At 57.9% G+C, this 17158-nt stretch carries 14 protein-coding genes; 7 read left to right on the forward strand and 7 right to left on the reverse strand.

Annotated elements, in window-relative coordinates; all coding sequences use genetic code 11:
* Nucleotides 1-32 precede the first annotated feature (32 nt).
* From AC2FLX_RS08100 to AC2FLX_RS08115, 4 genes are all read right to left on the reverse strand, one after another.
* On the reverse strand, nucleotides 33-1340 hold the full coding sequence (locus AC2FLX_RS08100; protein ID WP_496810162.1) for an McrC family protein: 1308 nt from the start codon (nucleotides 1338-1340) through the stop codon (nucleotides 33-35).
* Nucleotides 1340-4861: an AAA family ATPase gene (locus AC2FLX_RS08105; protein WP_496810163.1), complete on the reverse strand. Its 3522-nt coding sequence runs from the start codon at nucleotides 4859-4861 to the stop codon at nucleotides 1340-1342. Before AC2FLX_RS08105 ends, AC2FLX_RS08100 begins: the two co-directional genes overlap by 1 nt.
* A 5-nt stretch (nucleotides 4862-4866) precedes the next feature.
* Nucleotides 4867-8151, reverse strand: coding sequence for a TM0106 family RecB-like putative nuclease (locus tag AC2FLX_RS08110; protein WP_496810164.1), 3285 nt, complete (start codon nucleotides 8149-8151; stop codon nucleotides 4867-4869).
* A 156-nt stretch (nucleotides 8152-8307) separates the two neighbouring features.
* The gene (locus tag AC2FLX_RS08115) at nucleotides 8308-8586 is read right to left on the reverse strand and encodes a hypothetical protein (RefSeq protein WP_065267400.1); all 279 of its coding nucleotides are present in this window, start codon (nucleotides 8584-8586) and stop codon (nucleotides 8308-8310) included.
* A gap of 143 nt (nucleotides 8587-8729) precedes the next feature.
* On the opposite strand from AC2FLX_RS08115, the gene AC2FLX_RS08120 reads away from it, so the two are divergent.
* The 4 genes from AC2FLX_RS08120 to AC2FLX_RS08135 all read left to right on the forward strand — a co-directional run bounded on the left by AC2FLX_RS08120 (nucleotide 8730) and on the right by AC2FLX_RS08135 (nucleotide 12294).
* Nucleotides 8730-9704 carry a helix-turn-helix transcriptional regulator gene (locus tag AC2FLX_RS08120; RefSeq protein ID WP_496810165.1) on the forward strand — a complete coding sequence of 325 codons (975 nt, stop codon included), beginning with the start codon at nucleotides 8730-8732 and terminating at the stop codon, nucleotides 9702-9704.
* A gap of 24 nt (nucleotides 9705-9728) precedes the next feature.
* Nucleotides 9729-10394 (forward strand): HEPN domain-containing protein, encoded by a 666-nt coding sequence (locus AC2FLX_RS08125; protein WP_065267398.1) that lies wholly within the window; start codon nucleotides 9729-9731, stop codon nucleotides 10392-10394.
* A 225-nt stretch (nucleotides 10395-10619) separates the two neighbouring features.
* Complete coding sequence (locus tag AC2FLX_RS08130; protein ID WP_496810181.1) at nucleotides 10620-11216, forward strand: hypothetical protein; 597 nt, start codon at nucleotides 10620-10622, stop codon at nucleotides 11214-11216.
* A 235-nt stretch (nucleotides 11217-11451) separates the two neighbouring features.
* A complete protein-coding gene (locus AC2FLX_RS08135) occupies nucleotides 11452-12294 on the forward strand; it encodes a hypothetical protein (RefSeq protein WP_496810166.1) in 843 nt (280 codons plus the stop codon).
* A gap of 295 nt (nucleotides 12295-12589) precedes the next feature.
* Here AC2FLX_RS08135 and AC2FLX_RS08140 read toward each other — a convergent pair whose 3' ends face one another.
* Both AC2FLX_RS08140 and AC2FLX_RS08145 read right to left on the reverse strand, forming a co-directional pair.
* Nucleotides 12590-12799, reverse strand: coding sequence for a hypothetical protein (locus AC2FLX_RS08140; protein ID WP_496810167.1), 210 nt, complete (start codon nucleotides 12797-12799; stop codon nucleotides 12590-12592).
* Nucleotides 12800-12817: 18 nt separating this feature from the next.
* On the reverse strand, nucleotides 12818-13042 hold the full coding sequence (locus AC2FLX_RS08145; RefSeq protein ID WP_496810168.1) for a DUF2188 domain-containing protein: 225 nt from the start codon (nucleotides 13040-13042) through the stop codon (nucleotides 12818-12820).
* Between the two features lie 108 nt (nucleotides 13043-13150).
* Here AC2FLX_RS08145 and AC2FLX_RS08150 point away from each other — a divergent pair, with 108 nt between their 5' ends.
* Entirely contained in the window at nucleotides 13151-14230 is a 1080-nt protein-coding gene (locus AC2FLX_RS08150; protein ID WP_496810169.1) for a helix-turn-helix domain-containing protein, read from the forward strand.
* Nucleotides 14227-14733 carry a PIN domain-containing protein gene (locus AC2FLX_RS08155; protein WP_496810170.1) on the forward strand — a complete coding sequence of 169 codons (507 nt, stop codon included), beginning with the start codon at nucleotides 14227-14229 and terminating at the stop codon, nucleotides 14731-14733. Before AC2FLX_RS08150 ends, AC2FLX_RS08155 begins: the two co-directional genes overlap by 4 nt.
* A 91-nt stretch (nucleotides 14734-14824) precedes the next feature.
* Here AC2FLX_RS08155 and AC2FLX_RS08160 read toward each other — a convergent pair whose 3' ends face one another.
* Nucleotides 14825-15892 (reverse strand): hypothetical protein, encoded by a 1068-nt coding sequence (locus AC2FLX_RS08160; RefSeq protein ID WP_496810171.1) that lies wholly within the window; start codon nucleotides 15890-15892, stop codon nucleotides 14825-14827.
* Nucleotides 15893-16118: 226 nt separating this feature from the next.
* Between AC2FLX_RS08160 and AC2FLX_RS08165 the strand changes: the two genes are divergently transcribed.
* Nucleotides 16119-17000 carry a recombinase family protein gene (locus AC2FLX_RS08165; RefSeq protein ID WP_148380006.1) on the forward strand — a complete coding sequence of 294 codons (882 nt, stop codon included), beginning with the start codon at nucleotides 16119-16121 and terminating at the stop codon, nucleotides 16998-17000.
* Nucleotides 17001-17158 lie beyond the last annotated feature (158 nt).

Raw genomic sequence — 17158 nt, forward strand, 5'->3', positions numbered from 1 at the left:
TACGGGTTTGTGCCGCCAGTAGAAATCAACCGTTAGACCAACGCTCCGTCAGTCTCCAACGCAATGATGTTTTTCAAGCGGGCGATCATGTCCTCACCAACTGCGACATCCACGCTCGCCGTCTCGATGATCGTCTCCTGACCTGATATCCGAAACTGGGCCTGAAGACCTTCCGATCCTGAAAGATCTTGGTGATGCGGATAGAGCAGCGTCAGTCGCGGGGCTTTGTACAGGTGCGCATAGGCCATCATCTGATAGACGTCGCCTTGGGACACTCCTTGTTTTCGATCATCAATACGGGAGGAAATCCGCTTCCACTTCGTGTCGATCACATGGACAACCTGCCCCGCACGCCAGATCAGGATATCGGGTTTCGTCTGGAACACAGCGCGGTCATCATCGAGCGATGTCAGGCAGAATAGTCTCCCGCCTTGTAGAGAGACCCGATACTCCGTGCGTGCCAAAGCGCGTGTGATCAGTCGGCCGACATATTCCTCAAAAAGTGCGTTCATCTCAAAGAGGAGTGCAGTCCCCCGCCCCACCCCGGCACTCGTCGTTTGGTACCGATTACGCAGAAAAAGTTGCGCCATCCCGAACAATTCCTGCCACGCCCGGTTTGTCCGGTCGATGATGACCTCATTCCATTTCAGCGCAGGAACAGCGACTTCGGATATATCGGCGTAGACGAAAGCCAGTTCGCGCAAACGCTGTTGATTGGCGGGACTGCGCGACATTCTGGAGAGATGTGCGACCGTTGCTTTCATGATGCGGTTCAGAGCGATGTCTTCTGACAGCTCATCAAATTTGCAAGCGAGCCGTGAGGGGTTCGCTGCGTGACGAGTAAATTGACGAGGCAGATTGAGCGTCCCGCGCAACGCTGCAAGGTCATCCTCTTGGACAATATATCGCCGCGGCATGCCGCGACGAACGGCATCGGTCAGCTTGGTGCAGAAAATGCGGATGAGAATTTCCAGAAGCGTTTCGCGCTGCCAGTCAAGCTCTGTGATCTGGCCTGTCTCGATTTTTAGGTCCAGTGCGACTGCGAGCATGTGAACAAGACGCTTGCGAATGGCAGCATTCTTTCTTGCTTCGCCTCCTTGCCCTTCGACATCGATCTTGGGAAGAATTTCAAGGCTGCAGCCATCGGTTGCCAGGACCCCGACAACGCCACGCGCCCGCAGTTCATGGCGCCGATCCTCAAGCACTCCGCCTCCACCCCTTCCCGCAAAGGTCGATACTCTGGCGAGCGCCGCGAGACGCTCGGCAAAATGATCGGGAATGCAGCCGTCCCCTTCGCCGTGGGGCAACGTTTCCCATTCGCGCAGGGTGAAGGCCGGCATCAGGCCGCAAACTCCGAGAAGTCGAATTTGTCTTTGACCGTCCACCGCAGTTTTTCGCTAGAAAAGTCGTCTTCAGTCATGCCTCCGGGTACCGCAATTTGTTTGGCATCGAGGAAGCGGGCGGGACCGTGAGTAGAGTCGCCAAGAACAGCTGCAACCTTGGACCAGTCCTCATAGAAATACTCAGCCAGAAGCGGGATCACCTTGTCTCGCATGACGCTCTCAATATCCGCCCTCGTCTGGCAGCCTGTGAAGTACGCGTGCCCGATTTGATGCTCCCGGTCGAACAGATACTCAATTCGCTCGTTGATCGTAGACAGCAGCTTTTGCAGATCGACCCCATCAACGTTGTCCGACAAAACTGAAGGGTCGGGCATCAGTTCCTTGAAAGAAAACCGGCGGCGTAGCGCTGTGTCCAACAGCGCGATGGAGCGATCGGCCGTGTTCATCGTACCGATGACATGGAGGTTCTGAGGCACGCCAAAGGACTTCTTGGAATAGGGAAGCGTGAGGCGGATCTCGTTGTCCATCCCGAGCCGCTTGTCGGGCTCGAGAAGCGTGATCAGCTCGCCGAAGACCTTCGAGATGTTCGCCCGGTTGATCTCGTCAATGATGAGGACATAGCTTTCAGGTCCGGCGGCTGGAATGCGATTACCATGTTGCTTGCTCTTCTGATCAACTGGAACCAGCCAGGATTGATCCGGGTGACTAGCCCAGCTAGGCATGTTGTGGTCTTCCCAACCCCCGGTCGGCTCAACCCCGGTTTTCATTCCTTCCTGGACGAGAGCTTCACGATATTGTTCCAAGGAGAAGCCATCCGGTTTCTCGTCCGCAAGGCGCGTTGCGACATGTTGTGCAATGTGACGGAAAGTTCCTTCACGCACAGGCGGCATGGTTCCCACAGTAAATAAGGGTGTTGATGTGCTATCGTGTCTCTTGCGCTCAAAAGGTTCGGTTTCATCGAACGCAATTGCCTCCAAAGCGTCCCAGTCGATGCGATCTGCGGCAAGCTGATACATCGGTTGAAAGGCGCTGAAGTTTTGCGGGTAAAAGTCGGACCGTTTCGCTCCGTTTTCGTCGCTCCAAATCCATTCTACGCGACGACTGTGCTGTGCACCGGTAGATGTCTCATCGAATTCATAATCCCCGACGATCCTTCCCAGAGCGACTGCCAAGTTCTTCCCGACAGTTAGGAGAACGTAGCTCCCTGGTTCAGCAGCACCTCTGAAGTACCAAGTGCCGCTAATATCGGCCGCGCGTCCGTCTGTTCCAGGGTTGCTTTCGAGCCATTGAGATTTGACTGCCTGAAAATCCTCATACTCAGGCCCCGACCAATCGATCCCTGCGCCAAATCCCCAAAAAATCTTGTTGTTACGAACGGCCGCAGAAAGTTGATCCCTCCAATCTGTGCCAATGAGGCTGAGCTTGAAGAGTCCCTCTCTTCGATCCAAGAGCTGAGCTTGTCCGGTTGTGCCCGGATCTAGGCGCGCCGCTTCGCAAATGCGTTTGAAAATGCCGTCATGACATTCAAGGCGAAAGCCGGAGCTGCCTGCGATCGGTTCCGGCCCTTCCATGTTGCCATTTCCTGTGGTCGGCCGCAGCCCTTCGATAAATTCCTCGTACGACATCGATTGGTGAAATGTCACAAATTCAATCCGTCCCTCGCTCACGAGTTCGCGGTACGTGCGCATCAGGGTGGATCGTTGGTCGCGCCCTTCCAGACCAGATGCGACCTGCTCTCCCAAACAGAGCCGGACGGCTTCCCATGCAGTCTGATAGGTCTTGCCCGTGCCCGGCGGGCCATAGAGGATCAAGTTTACGGCGGATGGCGAGGGCGCTTTTTTTGTGTCGGTCACGGTGTCCGCCTCCGGTTGGGAATTTAGCGTATAGGTGAAAACGGTCGAACTGCTTGGATTTGGTTCGGTGCTCGTGGGCGGTGGTACTTGCGCAAGTTTCTGGAATTTTTCACCGCCAAGTGCCTGGCAGATGTTCGGGAACGCGTCTTTCAACCCGATTGCCGCAGAAAGGTCTCCTGCGCGGATGGAGACCTCCCTGGCCGACTTTTCCCGGGCAGGTTCGATGAAATAGTTCAGGGCGCAGAGCCTGATCCGGTCGGCACCTTCCATTAGGTGTTCGTACCGCTCAGGGCGCTCGGTGGGCTGATCGTTTTGGTCGACGATAATGTAACCGGCGTTGTGAAGACGCGCAGCAGCATCCGCCTTCTGTCCCCAGCCACCGTTTAGTTCTGTCTTGCCGAGAATGAAGCCAATTAGCGGTTTGGTCGGATAAACGCGGTTTCCGCGCTCACGCGATGACCGGACCCAATAGTCGCGTGGCTCACCGAAGGCACCAAAGATATCGCTATGAGCTCCGTTCGCACGGTAGCTGTCGTATGCGTCCATCGCGGCTTCAATCTGGGCTCGATCGAGTGCGTGGCCTTTTGCGCCTTCCTCCATCGCATAGTTATGGACGACCCAAAGCGCACTTTGAACGTCGATCATATCTCGAGGTGCGAGGCCGCGCTCTTCGAATGCGTGACGTACTGCCTTCATAAAGCGCATCTCATCCGCGTAGGTCTCGGCAAGCGTTGAATGCTTCGGGAATGGTGTTCCTACTGCTTCGCGCCATAGTTCCTGCCGAACCGTATGCCGGATGTAGACTGCCTGATCTGGCCATAGATGAAAGAAAATGAACTCACCGATCTGCCTCGCCGCGTCTTCCGTGCCTTTCGGCACGGCCTCTTTCCAAATGCCTGCGAAGATGTCGAGCGCCGCCGCATGTTCTTCCGGTGATCTAAGTGCAGCACGTACAAGCGACGCAACGGCGGGATCGAGAAGCCCGTGATCAGCGTTGCTCTTTGGGCTTAGAGGTTCGCTCGTGCGCCAATCCAAAAGGTTGTTAGAGTCAGTCGCGGCGGTGAAAACGGCTTCTGTAATCGAGCTGTCATCGCCTGCGCTTTCCAGGGCCGGGCGCAGCTTGTTGATCGTTGCCAGTTTGTAGTTTCGTTCTGCTTCATCAAAATCTGGATCCGGGCGATCGAAGCGATCGAGGCTTGGAAAGAAGTGTTGCAGACGCTCTATCCAGCGCTTCACGGCAGTCGGGTCGAGCTGAAAGTCTCCCGCAAAGCCAAGAGCGGTCAGAGCTGCGCGCGCCCTATCGGGATCGAGGTCACCAAGCTTCCAAGCGTCTATGTCTTGAAAACCTTTCGACTTGAGCCCGCTGTGGCGACCTTCACTGTCGCTTCCGGACGGCGGCTTCCTGCTGGGTTCCAGGCCGGCATCGCGCAGCGCAGGCACATGACTCTCGTGAAACCAGAGGTTTGGGCGATCGTTCGTATACTCGAGACAGAGCGGCCGACCCTGCGGATCGATCAGTGGGCCAAGATAGAGGCTTGCATCGTAATCCGGGTTTGGCCGCAGTTTCGAGTTCCGAATGACTTCAAACACTGCACGGCGATTAGCCGAGGGCTTTCGCTTTGTTTCAAGTTCGGAGATGCGGTTTGTGAAACTGCTCCAGTCCATTTTCCCTATCTCGTTGATTCTGGTTGATAGCTTTTCAGCGCGCATAGCGTGTTGATCAGCTGCATTTGTTCCACGGTATCGCACTTGGCCTCGCGCAAGCGCGGTGAGCCGAAGACCAAGGCCAGGCCCTTGGCACGCGACACCGCCACATTGATACGGTTGAGCGAAAACAGAAACTCCATGCCTCGTGATGTCTCTTCGGCAGAAGATGCCGTCATTGAGACAAGGCATACAGGTGCTTCCTGCCCCTGAAACTTGTCGACCGTCCCGACCCGAATGCCATCGGGAAGTGCATCTTGGAAGGCATTCACCTGAGCGTTGTAGGGGGCCACAACGATGATGTCAGACCGGCGCATGGGTCGCTCAGTGCCGTCTTTTTCAGTCCAGGTGCCCGTCAGAAGGTCGTCAATCGTGTCCTGAATTGCGGCAACCTCTTCGGAAGCGATCTGCGCATTGCCTTCATGGTTCACGGGCACCCAAAAGGCACCCGCAGCTGGGAAACTGGTTCCCGATACGCCTTGGCGGACCGTATCTGCGTGACTGATCAAACGACCTTCGTAGACCTGATCGGAGATGAAACGGCAGACGTCGGGATGCATCCGGCGCGTGACGGGAAGGAAAATCCCTCTGTCAGGCGGAATTGTTGCGTGATCGCCCAGCATCCAGTCCAGGCAGGAAAGATTTGCGGGTTCAGGGTGTGCCCCTTGGATCACTTGCGGAAGCTGTCTCGGATCGCCAACCAGCACGATGTTTTTTGCAGACCGCCCCATGGCAGCCATGTTGGCCAAGCCAACCTGCCCCGCCTCATCAACGAACAGCCAGTCGAATGCCTGCACATTCTCTTCCCGCGCAAAAAAGAAAGCAGTTCCGCCCACGACATGACCGCCACTTGCGGCTTCGGCGTTATCTGTAGTGCGTTGAATTGGACAATCGTCTGGGTAGCCATCGTCGGACCCGGAAACCTTGTGAATCAGATCCAGCGTGATCGGCAGATCTTCGTCTTCAAGCGCACCTAGGCACCCCATCAATACGTTGCGGATGGCCTCGTGGCTGTTCGATGTGACACCAACGCGCGCGCCTTTTCGGACAAGAGACAGGATCGCGCGGGCAGTGACGAACGTTTTGCCCGTGCCCGGGGGGCCCTGAATAGGCAAAACCGTTTGATCCATCGCGCCGACGGCATCAATCGTGCCTATGACTGGGTCCTCAACCGGCGACAGCGCCCCAGTAGTCAGCCGCGGCGCCGCTCTGCATAGAAGATCATCTACGGCCCGGTAGGACTTGACCGTGCATTGATCGGCGATGACGTCCTGCAGAGCCGCTGCGATGACCTTGGTATCAAGCGGCCAATCGGGGTGGAGAGAGAGGCGATCCTCCAAAAGGTGGCCTTTTCCCGGTCCGACCTTGACCGTAATCTCGCGTCTTCTCCGGTCCATCTCCTCGATATTGACAGAGACCGGGGCGCCATCGAAAACAGGAACGGTGGCTTTCTTTCCTGGCCGCAGTTTTGTCTCTTGCACTGGAAAGCGGTAGCGGCGTGCAAACGAACGCTTTACCGGCTCGACAGCGGAAATCGCTTCCAGCCCAGCTAGGGCGTCCAAATCGTCGATGAGGTCATCTTCGTCTTTCGCGGCGCTGTCAAAAACGGCCCATTGGGCAGGTTTGACCTCGCGCCTGTGAAAAAGACCCAGATTGAACAGTAGATCCTGCCGCTCATCCGGCAAAGCAGAAGCGGCAATCCGCTCGCGGAGCGCCCTTGTCTCTGCGTCTTCCTCAGCTTCTTTTGGAGTCGCGTCTTGGCCAATCGATGGCCACGGTCCTGCCGGGCGGATGCCAACCAGCCAGTCTCGCAACTCTTCGGTCGAGATGCAGTCAATACGGTTGTAGTCCTCGATTTCATCAAGGATGTGTTGATCGCCGATCTCGCGCCATCTTTCGTATGCTACGACCGAACCACCCGCTGTTTTGACCTCTCCGTCGCGCTTTCGATCGTAAAAAGCTTCCATCGATTTGATCGAATAGTTTGGCTCCGAACCAACCAGTCCTCCACGCACGACGGCGAACAGATCGACAAAACGGCGCTCGCGTAGAAGCCGATCGAGAAAGGCTTCGCCGTTTCCATATTTGGTCGTCAGCCGCTTGAGAGCCGTGATTTCATAAGGGGCATAGTGATAGATGCGCGCTTTAGGATACTCTTCCAGCCTTGCGCGGAAGAATGCCAATAAATCGCTCAAAGCTTGGGCCTCGGCCCTGTGATCATGCGCCCAGAACGCTAGAAATTGCCCGTCAAACCAGAGCCCGTGCAGGTATTCCAGTCCGCCTTCGAAGTGTGGATCTCCTTCGATGTCATAGAAGACGTCGCCAGGCTTTGGTTCTGGCAGCAGGTCAAAGCCTTTGCCAGGTTCAGGCGCCCTCAATTCGAACGTTGGTCCGCCAGTCTTCCGGTCATGCTGCAGACGCGCCTGCGTGACCAGTCGCAAGCGAGTGTTCTCGGACATGCCGCGTACTGGTTGGGCGAGCGCCGCCAGCTCCGCCATGGTCTTGATACCAGCTGCTTCAAGCTTCTTGACCTGGCCCTTCGTGACATTCGCCACATTGAAGAGGCTGTCCTCCTTCGCCCATACATCGGCACAGTGATCTGCCCAACGACACAGTCCGCAGTCGGCGCAAGGCACGGGCCGAGTGGTGGCCGGTTCCGCCACGAAAGCCTCAAGCCGCGCACGGGCTGCTCGAGCGTAATGTGCGTAATCTGCCAGCCGCAGCGTTGCACGCTCACCTGTCCCGAGTTCAACATGCGCAAACACGGGAGGCACACCCTGAATTTCGGTCAGAAGGTCTGAGTAGAGCACGAGCTGCAGAACATGCTTGGGATGCGGTCGGCGTTTCAGTTTGGTGTCGGCCACTTCGTAACTGAATGGTCCAAGCGCCGAGGGCGTATCCACCCGCAAAAGAAAATCCGACCATCCACCCCAGTTCCCGGACAGAAATGCACCTTGGAAGACGACCTCGGCACCGCTTTGCAGTACCGCGCGTGTCGTTTCGGAATCCTGGGCGATGTTTCCCCGTTCGATCTCCACGACTTTGTTGCCCGCGGCCTTCAGACGTTCGAGATGCGCCAGCTCGTGCGCATCTCCTTGCTTCTGCAGAAGTGCGGCGTCTTCTGTGTCTTCTCCCGGGGTGGGCCCTTCGCCTCTAAGGCGCAATAAGTCGAGGGCGGTCGCATGGGTACATCCCATGAACCGCATCAAGTCAGTCGCCGAAAAAAGGATTTTGTTGTCAATTTTCCGCATGGGTTCCAGCAATCATCAATGAGCGCAACCCTCGGAGCGGAAACGTCTCGTTAGCTTGCAGCTTCTTCAATAACATCGGTGGGTGTCAATATCTGTCGTGCTTGGCAAACATTTGATTCTTGACGCTTTACAGCCGACGACGCGCTGCGGACACTGCTATGCGGCGAAGCCGTCCTGGCCCCGAACAATCCGAAGACTTTTGGGCGCAATAAGGGAAGCGCGCTTGCCCTTTGCTCCCATCCAGAGTGAGAACCCTTTGGCGATTAAGTTTGCCGCATCATCCAGCGTAATGGCATAAACTGCGAATTCAGCATGGTGCTTGTTCTTTCCATGCGCCGGGTCCGCCAACTGATACCCTTTGCTGGTGATTGCCGGCTCTTCAATCACCCCGGCACGAGAGCAAATCCGTTCAATTTTGATCACACGTCCACGCATCGTTTTTTCCTCTCTGTGTTCTGCTGCGCCTGACGAGCCTCTCAACTCGCACCGTGATCACCCTTACCGGAATCGGCTCGACAGGACGCAATGACACAAATAGCCTGCAAGGGTGTCAAAAACTGACAGGTCCAGAGCAGCCCATGTCCTTTTCCAAGGCCCAAGATCTCATTCGTCTTGCTCAGATGGCCGCCGCGCGCCGCAGCGGGGTCAGTCTCGAAGACATCTGTGACGAGTTTTCGGTTTCTCATCGCACTGCTCAGCGTATGACCGATGCGTTGGAGGCCACCTTCGGAAATGTCGTGGCTGAAGACGGTGAGGACCGGAAGCGACGCTGGTGCTTACGCGACACTGGACTCTCACGGCTACAACTTCGGCATGAAACTGGCGCCGAAGCACTGGAGATCGCTGCTCGTTCAGCCGAAGCAGAAGGCAGGCTGCGGCATGCAAAGGCCTTGGCGGACCTTCGAGATGGTATGTTGGCAAGAGTGCCGGCTCGAGCTCGCATCGAAGCGGATGCAGAGGCTGTCCTGATGGCCATGGGCCAAGTCACACGACCCGGCCCCCGTGTCAGTGTCGCTCCCGACATTCTTGACGCAATTATCGAGGCGCTGCGCGGACCCTTTCGGTTACGCGTGCGCTACAGTCAGGACACGAAGAAACGCATCTTGGAGCCGCATGGGGTATTGCTGGGGCACAGGACATATCTTGCGGCGCGTGACCCAGCAAAGGCAGATGAGGTCCGAAACTTCCGCATTGATCTTATACACGAAGCAGAAACCTTGAATGAAAGCTTCAAGCTCCAGGACGGCTTCACCATTGCAGATTATGCAGCCCACGCCTTTGGGGTCTGGCAAGATCCGACGCAATTCGGGGAAGTGGTCTGGCGCTTCAGGCAAGACGCAGCCGCTCGTGCAGCCGGCTTCCAGTTTCATCCAAGACAGACATTGGAACACCAGCCAGATGGCAGTCTTATCGTCCGTTTCCATGCAGCGGGCTGGCTTGAGATGGTTTGGCACCTGTATCAATGGGGCGACAAGGTTGAAGTCATCGCCCCGGCGGAGTTGCGAGCCATGGTCGAGGGCTATCGCCGCTCCGATTTTGCCGCGATGCCGTGACCTGATTTTTCGAGGAGAATTTTTATGAACGACAGCTTGACGTTCCAAGCACTGAAGGAAAAACAGAGGGCCATTCGCTCGGGATTTCCCGAAACCATGGGCCTTCGTGTCCACCGTGCAATCAGTTGGATCGGTCGTGCCGAGGCCTGTGAAGAAGACGATGACGCGCGGTTCATATTTCTTTGGATCGCATTCAATGCAGCCTACGCCGACGAACGAGAATTCCAGTCTATCCCGCTTGGTGAACGCGCTACGTTCCTTGAGTTCTTTGGTCGGCTGACACAGCTGGATGCTGATCGGCGGATCTACAAGGCCGTTTGGCAGCGCTTCTCTGGTCCAGTTCGTCTTCTCCTGGAGAACCACTACGTCTTTAGCCCGTTCTGGCAACACCACAACGGAATCGAAGGCTTCGATGATTGGCAGGAGCGTTTCAATGCTTCGGCCCGAGCCTTCGGACAGGCTTTCCAGGCTGGAGACACAGCGAGAGTTTTGAGTTTTGTCTTTGACCGTCTGTACGTTCTGCGCAACCAGCTCGTGCACGGCGGTTCGACTTGGAACGGCGGAGTTAATCGCGCGCAAGTGCGCGATGGAGCGGCAATCCTTGCATTCCTGATGCCAGTTTTTGTTGACCTGATGATGGATAACCCGAGCGGAGACTGGGGGCGTCCTTTCTACCCCGTAGTCTCGTAGCTGCGCGCAGTTCCTGCTGAGCTAACAGCAGAACCCCGCACGTGCATAGACCTTCTTCCGGCAAAGGTACCGCTAGCGGGGACCTTTCGCTCTGCCTAGCAATCAAATCTCCTTGCTATCATTAATGTTGTTTCGTATCGCTGCACCATTATGGATGGAGTCGGCATCATGAAGCACGTGATCCACGGCGTGGCAACAGCCACGGCAATAAGCATATCTGGACTAATGGCCTCGTCAGCACCGGCTCAGGCCTATCAGGTCGACTGTGCGATCCTCCTCTGCCTTGCGGGCGGCTGGCCTGCATCCGCGCCCTGCGTGCATGCCAGAGCGGTCTTCATTCGGCGGATCACACCCTGGCCGATCGAGCCGCCCTTGCAAATCTGGCGGTGTCCGATGGGTGTGTCGCTCAACGATCCCAGTCCGATGTCGCCTATGGAACGCCTTTATGACATCACATTCCGCGATCCGCCCGAACCGCAGGAATCGACTCCGATCCCCCTTGTTCGCGTCCAAGCGGATGAGCAAGCGGACATCGACATCTCAGGCGACGCCTTTGATTTCGTGCGTAGCATTCGCGTTTATCACATCCAGTACCGCCAGCATGAAAACCGAGATGGCGACTGCAATCGCAGCGACTCGACGCGATTGGGGTCCTACGGCGTGCAGGGCGACTACCGATGGACAAGATCCACCGTGGGCCAGGTGCCAGCCGCATCCGGCCTGAGCATCCCGAATGGATGTGGCAGCTACTTTTACCGTTCCGTCTTCGTCGACTGGCGCGATCACGCCGGGAACTATGGTTCTGAAGAAGTTCGCTACTGACAAAATCTGCGCGTGGTTTCGCCGTGTGCGTCCTCACAACCCCGCACGGGAGGCTGTGCAAACCCCCGAAAAGGAGACGACGCCAGACCGTGAAGCCTGACGCCGTGCTAGAAAACTCCGTGAACAAGAGTTTCCTAGCGCACCGCTAAAACACCTGCAACCAGCAAAGTTGTTTTGCTGGCAAGAATGTTGTTGTCTCACGACATGGCGTCGGATCTCCAAGGAGACCTCGACCATGGAACCTACGACCGGCTTGATCCTGCGACGGATTACGCAGACAAATCTCTCTGTTGCAGCGCACAAGCTTGCCACCCTCATCCTCGACGCCATCGCCTGGAAGGATGGCTACAACGGTTTGTCGCGCGGAACGGCAGCCTTCACCCTCTCGGCCCTGGCGGAGAAGATGGGTGTTTCACGACAATATCTTTCGGTTCTTCTGAACGAACTTGAGGCTTCGGAGTTGCAGCTCGAGCGGGCAAAGCCGAATGGAAAGTTCGCGCCCTGGATCTTTCGGTTTTCCGCTTTCGACGACGAGAGTGAAACCCATGATCTCGTGTCAGGTGAAGGCGACACATCACTATCTAGAGATAATAATAACAAAACTATCTTCTCAGGACTGATCGAAATCACCGCGAATTCGAACGTTTTTCAGACCAGTTGGGCGGAGCTCATCAAAGCAGCGAAGGCCACGCTGCCCTGCTGGAACGTCGACACCCAGGTCATCTGGGACCGCTTCCTCGCGTTCAATCGGTCCCGAGGTAACGGCAGGGTGCCGGCCGGCTTCCTGCTTGGCTTCATGCGCCGATGGCGGAATTCGTCGGGAACTCCAACTCGTCCCGCGGTCAAACCGCCCGCGAGACCAATAACGGACCCCAAAGAGCGCGAATTGCTGAGACAGATGCAAGCCGCCCCTACTGCGAACCGCCAGTTCCACGCGTCCGACCTGTGTCGTTTGATCGGGCACGCTGCCTACGAAGCGCGGGTACTCGATGTGATCCGAAAGTTTGGGTGCCAGAGGTTTTCAGCGACCTTGGCAGTACACGGACGAGCGGTGTTGGCTGGCGAGATTGCGCGGTGACTTTCACTCAGTTGGCCAATCAAGCTCGAATTCAGCCAGATTGTGGGCGCAATAACCGGTGTGGTCGCGCAGTGAGTTCTTGAAGCACTGCATCGGCTTGAAGCCATGTGCCTCCTATCCGAGGGGCCGAAGCCGGAAGGGATGGCCTGAATGTCGTATGAAGGGCGGTTGCCTGAGAAAGGACTCCCGTCTCCCGCGATAAGTGGCGGTTCAGCGACCGGAGTTGATGATTGCCAGCCGAAGGGACAATCCAGTTGGGGAGGCGAAGACGCCGTGGGCGGCTTCGACGGCCACGTCAGCGCAGCCGCTTCTTCATGCGCTCGATCTGCTCGGGCGAGCCCTCGAAGCTGTAGCCTTCGCGGGTCTTCTTCATCCGCACGCCGGGACCGGCAGCCTTCTTGAGGCTGTCTTCGACATGCTTCTCCATGCTGCGCGTCAGCTCACGCTGAAGCTGGGCGGCGGAGGTGATCTTGCGGCCATTGAACCGCATTTCGATGCCAGCCATTGGCTTTTTCCTTTCGTGTCAGCCCTTCGGAGGGAAGGGATCATTGCCGTAGGTGTTGCGCTCGCGGATGCGACCGTTCTCGCCGTGGATCAGCATCTCGCTGCCCTGACGAATGGCGGATTCACGCGCGGCCGCGATGGCCTCGCGCTGCGTGCCGTGGACGGAAGATGCACGGGAGTTGCCTGCTCCCTTCACTGCCCAACCGCTCTGATGCGGCACAACGTGCTGATTTTTCTTAGACATTTCAAACCTCATATGTCGATTTCGGTTGACGATTTGCCAACCTTGTGTTTAAATATATAGCAATAAATGGCGTTTATCAACCACAACAATAACCGCCGGGAGAGGACCATGTTCGGACAAAGACTCAGGCTTGCCCGCAAGCGGGCGGGTCTATCCATGCAAGCGCTCGCGGAGCGCGTGACCCCAAGCGTGTCGGCGCAGGCCATCAGCAAATACGAAGCGGACAAGATGATGCCGTCCTCGTCGGTGCTGGTCGGCCTCGGCAAGGCGCTCGGTGTGTCGCTGGATTTCCTGCTCGGCGGTCAGGTCGAAGCCCTGGAAAGCGTCGAGTGGCGGAAGAACTCGACCGCCTCGGCGCAGGATCGCGCGATGGCGGAATCCATCGTCATCGAGAAGCTCGAAGACTATCTCGCCATCGAGGACATCCTCGACATGCACCCCGCCGAAGACCCCTTCGCCGCGCTGCGCGTGGACAAGGTGGCCGATGAAGAAGCCATCGACGCCAAGGCGCGGGAAGTGCGGAAGGTATGGAAGCTCGGGATCGACCCGATCCCGAGTATGACCGCCCTGCTCGAAGACAAGGGGCTCAAGGTCATCGAGGCCGATCTCCCGGAACGCATCAACGGGCTGGCCTGTCATGTCGAACGGGCGGAGGGCGCACCGACTGAAGTGATCGTCGTCTCGCGGCACACCAATGTCGAGCGCAAGCGCTTCAACCTCGCCCATGAACTCGCGCACCGGATCATCACCGAAACCGGCAATGCCGCGCTCAAGAAGGAATCCTCGATGCACCGCTTTGCGGGGGCGTTCCTCATTCCGCGTGAGCATCTCGAAGAGGAAGCTGGCCGAAACCGTCACGGCATGACCTGGATAGAGATCATGCGGCTCAAGCGCACCTATGGCGTCTCTGCCGCCGCGATGCTCGTGCGGCTCGGCCAGGTGGGTATCCTGTCGAAGAGCGCTGTGGAATATGCGTTCAAGACCTATGCGCGCGGCTGGCGGCGTGAAGAGCCGGAGCCTATCGGTCCCGGCGAGGGTTTCGCGGCATTCGAGAAGCCGCAGCGTTTCGAGCGTCTCGTCTGGCGCGCTCTGGGCGAAGAGATGATTTCACCCGTGCGGGCGGCGCAGATGCTCGGGCTCCCTTTAAGCGTGGTCGAACGCGACATCAGGGGGCCTCGTGACCAGTGACCTGTGTCGTCGTCAATGATGCGTCCTGCCTGATCGACCTGAAGAAGGGAGAGTTGCTGCACGTCCTGCTGCGGCTGCCCTATCGGTTCATCGTGCCCCTGCCCATCCGTGAGGAGGAGCTCCTCGACTTCACGGCGCAGGAATGGCGGATGCTCGAAGATGGTGGCCTTGCCACCTATGATCTGCCGGGCGAAGAGGTCGCGCGGGTTTTCGCACTGAAGCGGGAACATAGCCGCTTGTCGGCCAACGACTGCTTCGCCCTCGTGACGACAACCTGCCAGGAGAACGGTATCCTCCTGACCGGCGACAACCTGCTGCGCAAGGTGGCCACCGCCCGCGCCGTGCGCGTTCATGGCGTACTCTGGATCATTGACGAACTGCACGCGGCCGGTGTCTGCGAGGTCGAGCTTCTCATCTCCGCGCTGCAGGTCTGGCGCGCGGATGATGCTGTCTTCCTGCCCGTGGCTGAGATCGACAAGCGGCTGCGCCGTCTCAGCGCATAGCTGCAGAGATTGCCGATCATCTCACCTTCTGGGCATAGGTCTATGGAGGACAGAAGTGCGTCAAGGAATTCGGAAAGCCCATCAGCAGCATTCAGTTCGCGGTGCACCACATCCGATAGCGTCCTTGTCTCGTTACCTCACGGATTAGCCCTCGCGCTTCCATCCAAGCAAGGTTGCGCTGAACGGCGGTTCGACTGGCGCCTGTAATGGCCTCGGCCATTGGCGCAGAAACGAGTGGCCATTCCGTAAGTGTGGCGAGCAGCGCCGGAGGGGTCTTACCCGAGAGCGGCGACATTTCGGTTTCTGCCCGCACAAACCAAGACTCAATGTCATCTAGGTAACGCATCGCAGTCAGGCACGACGTCGCCATTCCCTCAAGCCAGCGAGCGAGGCGATCGACCGGCGGGCCACTAACACGGAGCCCCCCTGCCCCGCCCATGGCGAGCGGTGCGAAGATGGCGCCGCTTCCATCGCTGGCCGCGATCCTGGACGCGGTGACGGCGGCTTCCATCTGGTCACCGTGCTGTCCGAGGCCGGCCAGGCTCCAGAGATGAAAGCCCATGCAAGCCCGCGTGATTGGGTGGAGCTCGGCTGCTGCAGCCATTACGTCCAACCATCCGCCCGCGCGATCTTCGAAACGCTCAGCGCTGCCTTCAATGTTCTCGGGATCGCGGCGATCCAGGAAGGCGGCCAAGTCAGCCTTCGGTCCGGGACCGCCTGTCAGGCGCCGAACAGCCCATCCAACTCTTGCCAGGGCATTTGGGTCATCCTGTGCACCTGACAGCCGCATCGATATCCAAAGCGCCAGACGATCAGAACTCACCCGATCCCCTGCGAACCAGCTAAGGTCCGCTGCCTCGATAAGAGCGAGGCGATGCCGCCAGCCTTCCGGGCCACGCAGCAGCCTGTCATCCAGAGCACCCAGGCTTCCAGCCACTCTTGCCAGTCGCGCAGCGTGAACGCCTTCTGCCTTTGCCCAGTCTTCGATGACGGCAGTGTCCGGCGGTTCTGCACGCGGCCCGGGAGGCAAAACATCCGGTTCTTCTTCGAGTGGTCCCGGCAGAAACCAGAGATCCTCTTCATGAGCCTCTTCATCCGCCTCGATAGTGATGAGGGGGTCATTGAAATCATCAGTCAAAGCGGATGCTTGGATCTTCATGTGTGCAAAATACGGTTCTTTTGCACATTACCCAAGTGATTTTGTGGCGGTTGCCTTTGCTCTTTATATAGTATGCGCGCGCGACTGCCGGTGGAACCTCTCAGATCGCGCTCAGCGCATGGAAACCATGGGCTTTTGGACGAGCGCGACGAGAGAGCACCTACTTGCACTCGTTTACAAACGGTCGTTTATTGGCAATATATTAAATTGCAAACGGCCCGGTTTCATGCCCCTGATTGGCTATGCGCGCGTCTCCACCGAGGATCAGACCCCCCTGCCCCAGTCTGAGGCACTGCAGTCTGCGGGATGCGCCGAGATCTTTGAAGAGCACGCCTCGGGCGGCAATCGCGCGCGGCCCGTGCTTGCACGTGTGCTGGAGCGGATTGGCAAGGGCGACACGCTGGTCGTCGTGCGGATCGACCGGCTTGCGCGGTCTTTGTCGCACTTGCTTGAGGTGATCGAAAGACTGGAGGGCAAGGGGGCGTTCTTCCGCTCGCTCCAGGACCCGATTGACACTGCCTCGCCCCAGGGCAAGTTCACGTTGCAGGTTCTGGGCGCTGCGGCTGAGTTCGAACGCGCTCTGATCCGCGAGCGTACCAAAGCCGGACTTGCCTCGGCACGCTCAAAGGGCCGCGTCGGCGGCAACCCAGGTCTTCGCGCCAAGGACCCTGAAGCGCTGCGCAAGGTGCGGTTGGCACGACAGGACGGCTACATGGAGCGCTTGCACGAGACAGCGCAGGATTGGGTGCCCCATGTACGCCGCCTGCGGCCGGATATGGCCTGGGAAGACGTGCTGCGTATCATCAATGCTCCCCTGCCCCACGACCGCCACTGGACCCAAAGCCGTTTGCTCCGCGCCGTGAAGGCATACGTGGGGGACGGATTCCTGCCCGCTGAAGTGCTTGGACGCGCTGGACGTCGCGAAACCGACGATCGCCTGCCTGCGATTGTCGCCGCAATCAAAGGTGCTGACCCCGAGATCACCTTGCAGGCAATCTGCGACCGACTCGAATCCATGCGTGAGCGCACCCCTCGCGGTCGAACCAGCTGGCAGCCTTCCTCAGTCAGAATGCTGCTGGAGCGTGCAGAGCGCCTCGGCCTTTTGTAGGCGCTAATGGTCGGCAAACCACCCTGTTCGCTCGGCCCAAATCTTCCAGAATCATCGCCTCAATTGGACGAAAACCACGTAAATATCCAACAATGCCTTGGGGTTAGTTCGCGCGAGCAGAAAATATCTCGAAGGGTGTCGGCTTCGCCAGACACGGT

It is taken from the genome of Ruegeria sp. YKSF57 (assembly GCF_059612585.1).

Coding starts and splice junctions, on each gene's coding strand:
- AC2FLX_RS08115 (WP_065267400.1), bottom strand. CDS start 8,586: ATGCGTGGACGTGTGATCAAAATTGAACGGATTTGCTCTCGTGCCGGG.
- AC2FLX_RS08120 (WP_496810165.1), top strand. CDS start 8,730: ATGTCCTTTTCCAAGGCCCAAGATCTCATTCGTCTTGCTCAGATGGCC.
- AC2FLX_RS08125 (WP_065267398.1), top strand. CDS start 9,729: ATGAACGACAGCTTGACGTTCCAAGCACTGAAGGAAAAACAGAGGGCC.
- AC2FLX_RS08145 (WP_496810168.1), bottom strand. CDS start 13,042: ATGTCTAAGAAAAATCAGCACGTTGTGCCGCATCAGAGCGGTTGGGCA.
- AC2FLX_RS08150 (WP_496810169.1), top strand. CDS start 13,151: ATGTTCGGACAAAGACTCAGGCTTGCCCGCAAGCGGGCGGGTCTATCC.
- AC2FLX_RS08165 (WP_148380006.1), top strand. CDS start 16,119: ATGCCCCTGATTGGCTATGCGCGCGTCTCCACCGAGGATCAGACCCCC.
- AC2FLX_RS08105 (WP_496810163.1), bottom strand. CDS start 4,861: ATGGACTGGAGCAGTTTCACAAACCGCATCTCCGAACTTGAAACAAAG.
- AC2FLX_RS08140 (WP_496810167.1), bottom strand. CDS start 12,799: ATGGCTGGCATCGAAATGCGGTTCAATGGCCGCAAGATCACCTCCGCC.
- AC2FLX_RS08160 (WP_496810171.1), bottom strand. CDS start 15,892: ATGAAGATCCAAGCATCCGCTTTGACTGATGATTTCAATGACCCCCTC.
- AC2FLX_RS08110 (WP_496810164.1), bottom strand. CDS start 8,151: ATGCGGAAAATTGACAACAAAATCCTTTTTTCGGCGACTGACTTGATG.
- AC2FLX_RS08130 (WP_496810181.1), top strand. CDS start 10,620: ATGGCCTCGTCAGCACCGGCTCAGGCCTATCAGGTCGACTGTGCGATC.
- AC2FLX_RS08135 (WP_496810166.1), top strand. CDS start 11,452: ATGGAACCTACGACCGGCTTGATCCTGCGACGGATTACGCAGACAAAT.
- AC2FLX_RS08100 (WP_496810162.1), bottom strand. CDS start 1,340: ATGCCGGCCTTCACCCTGCGCGAATGGGAAACGTTGCCCCACGGCGAA.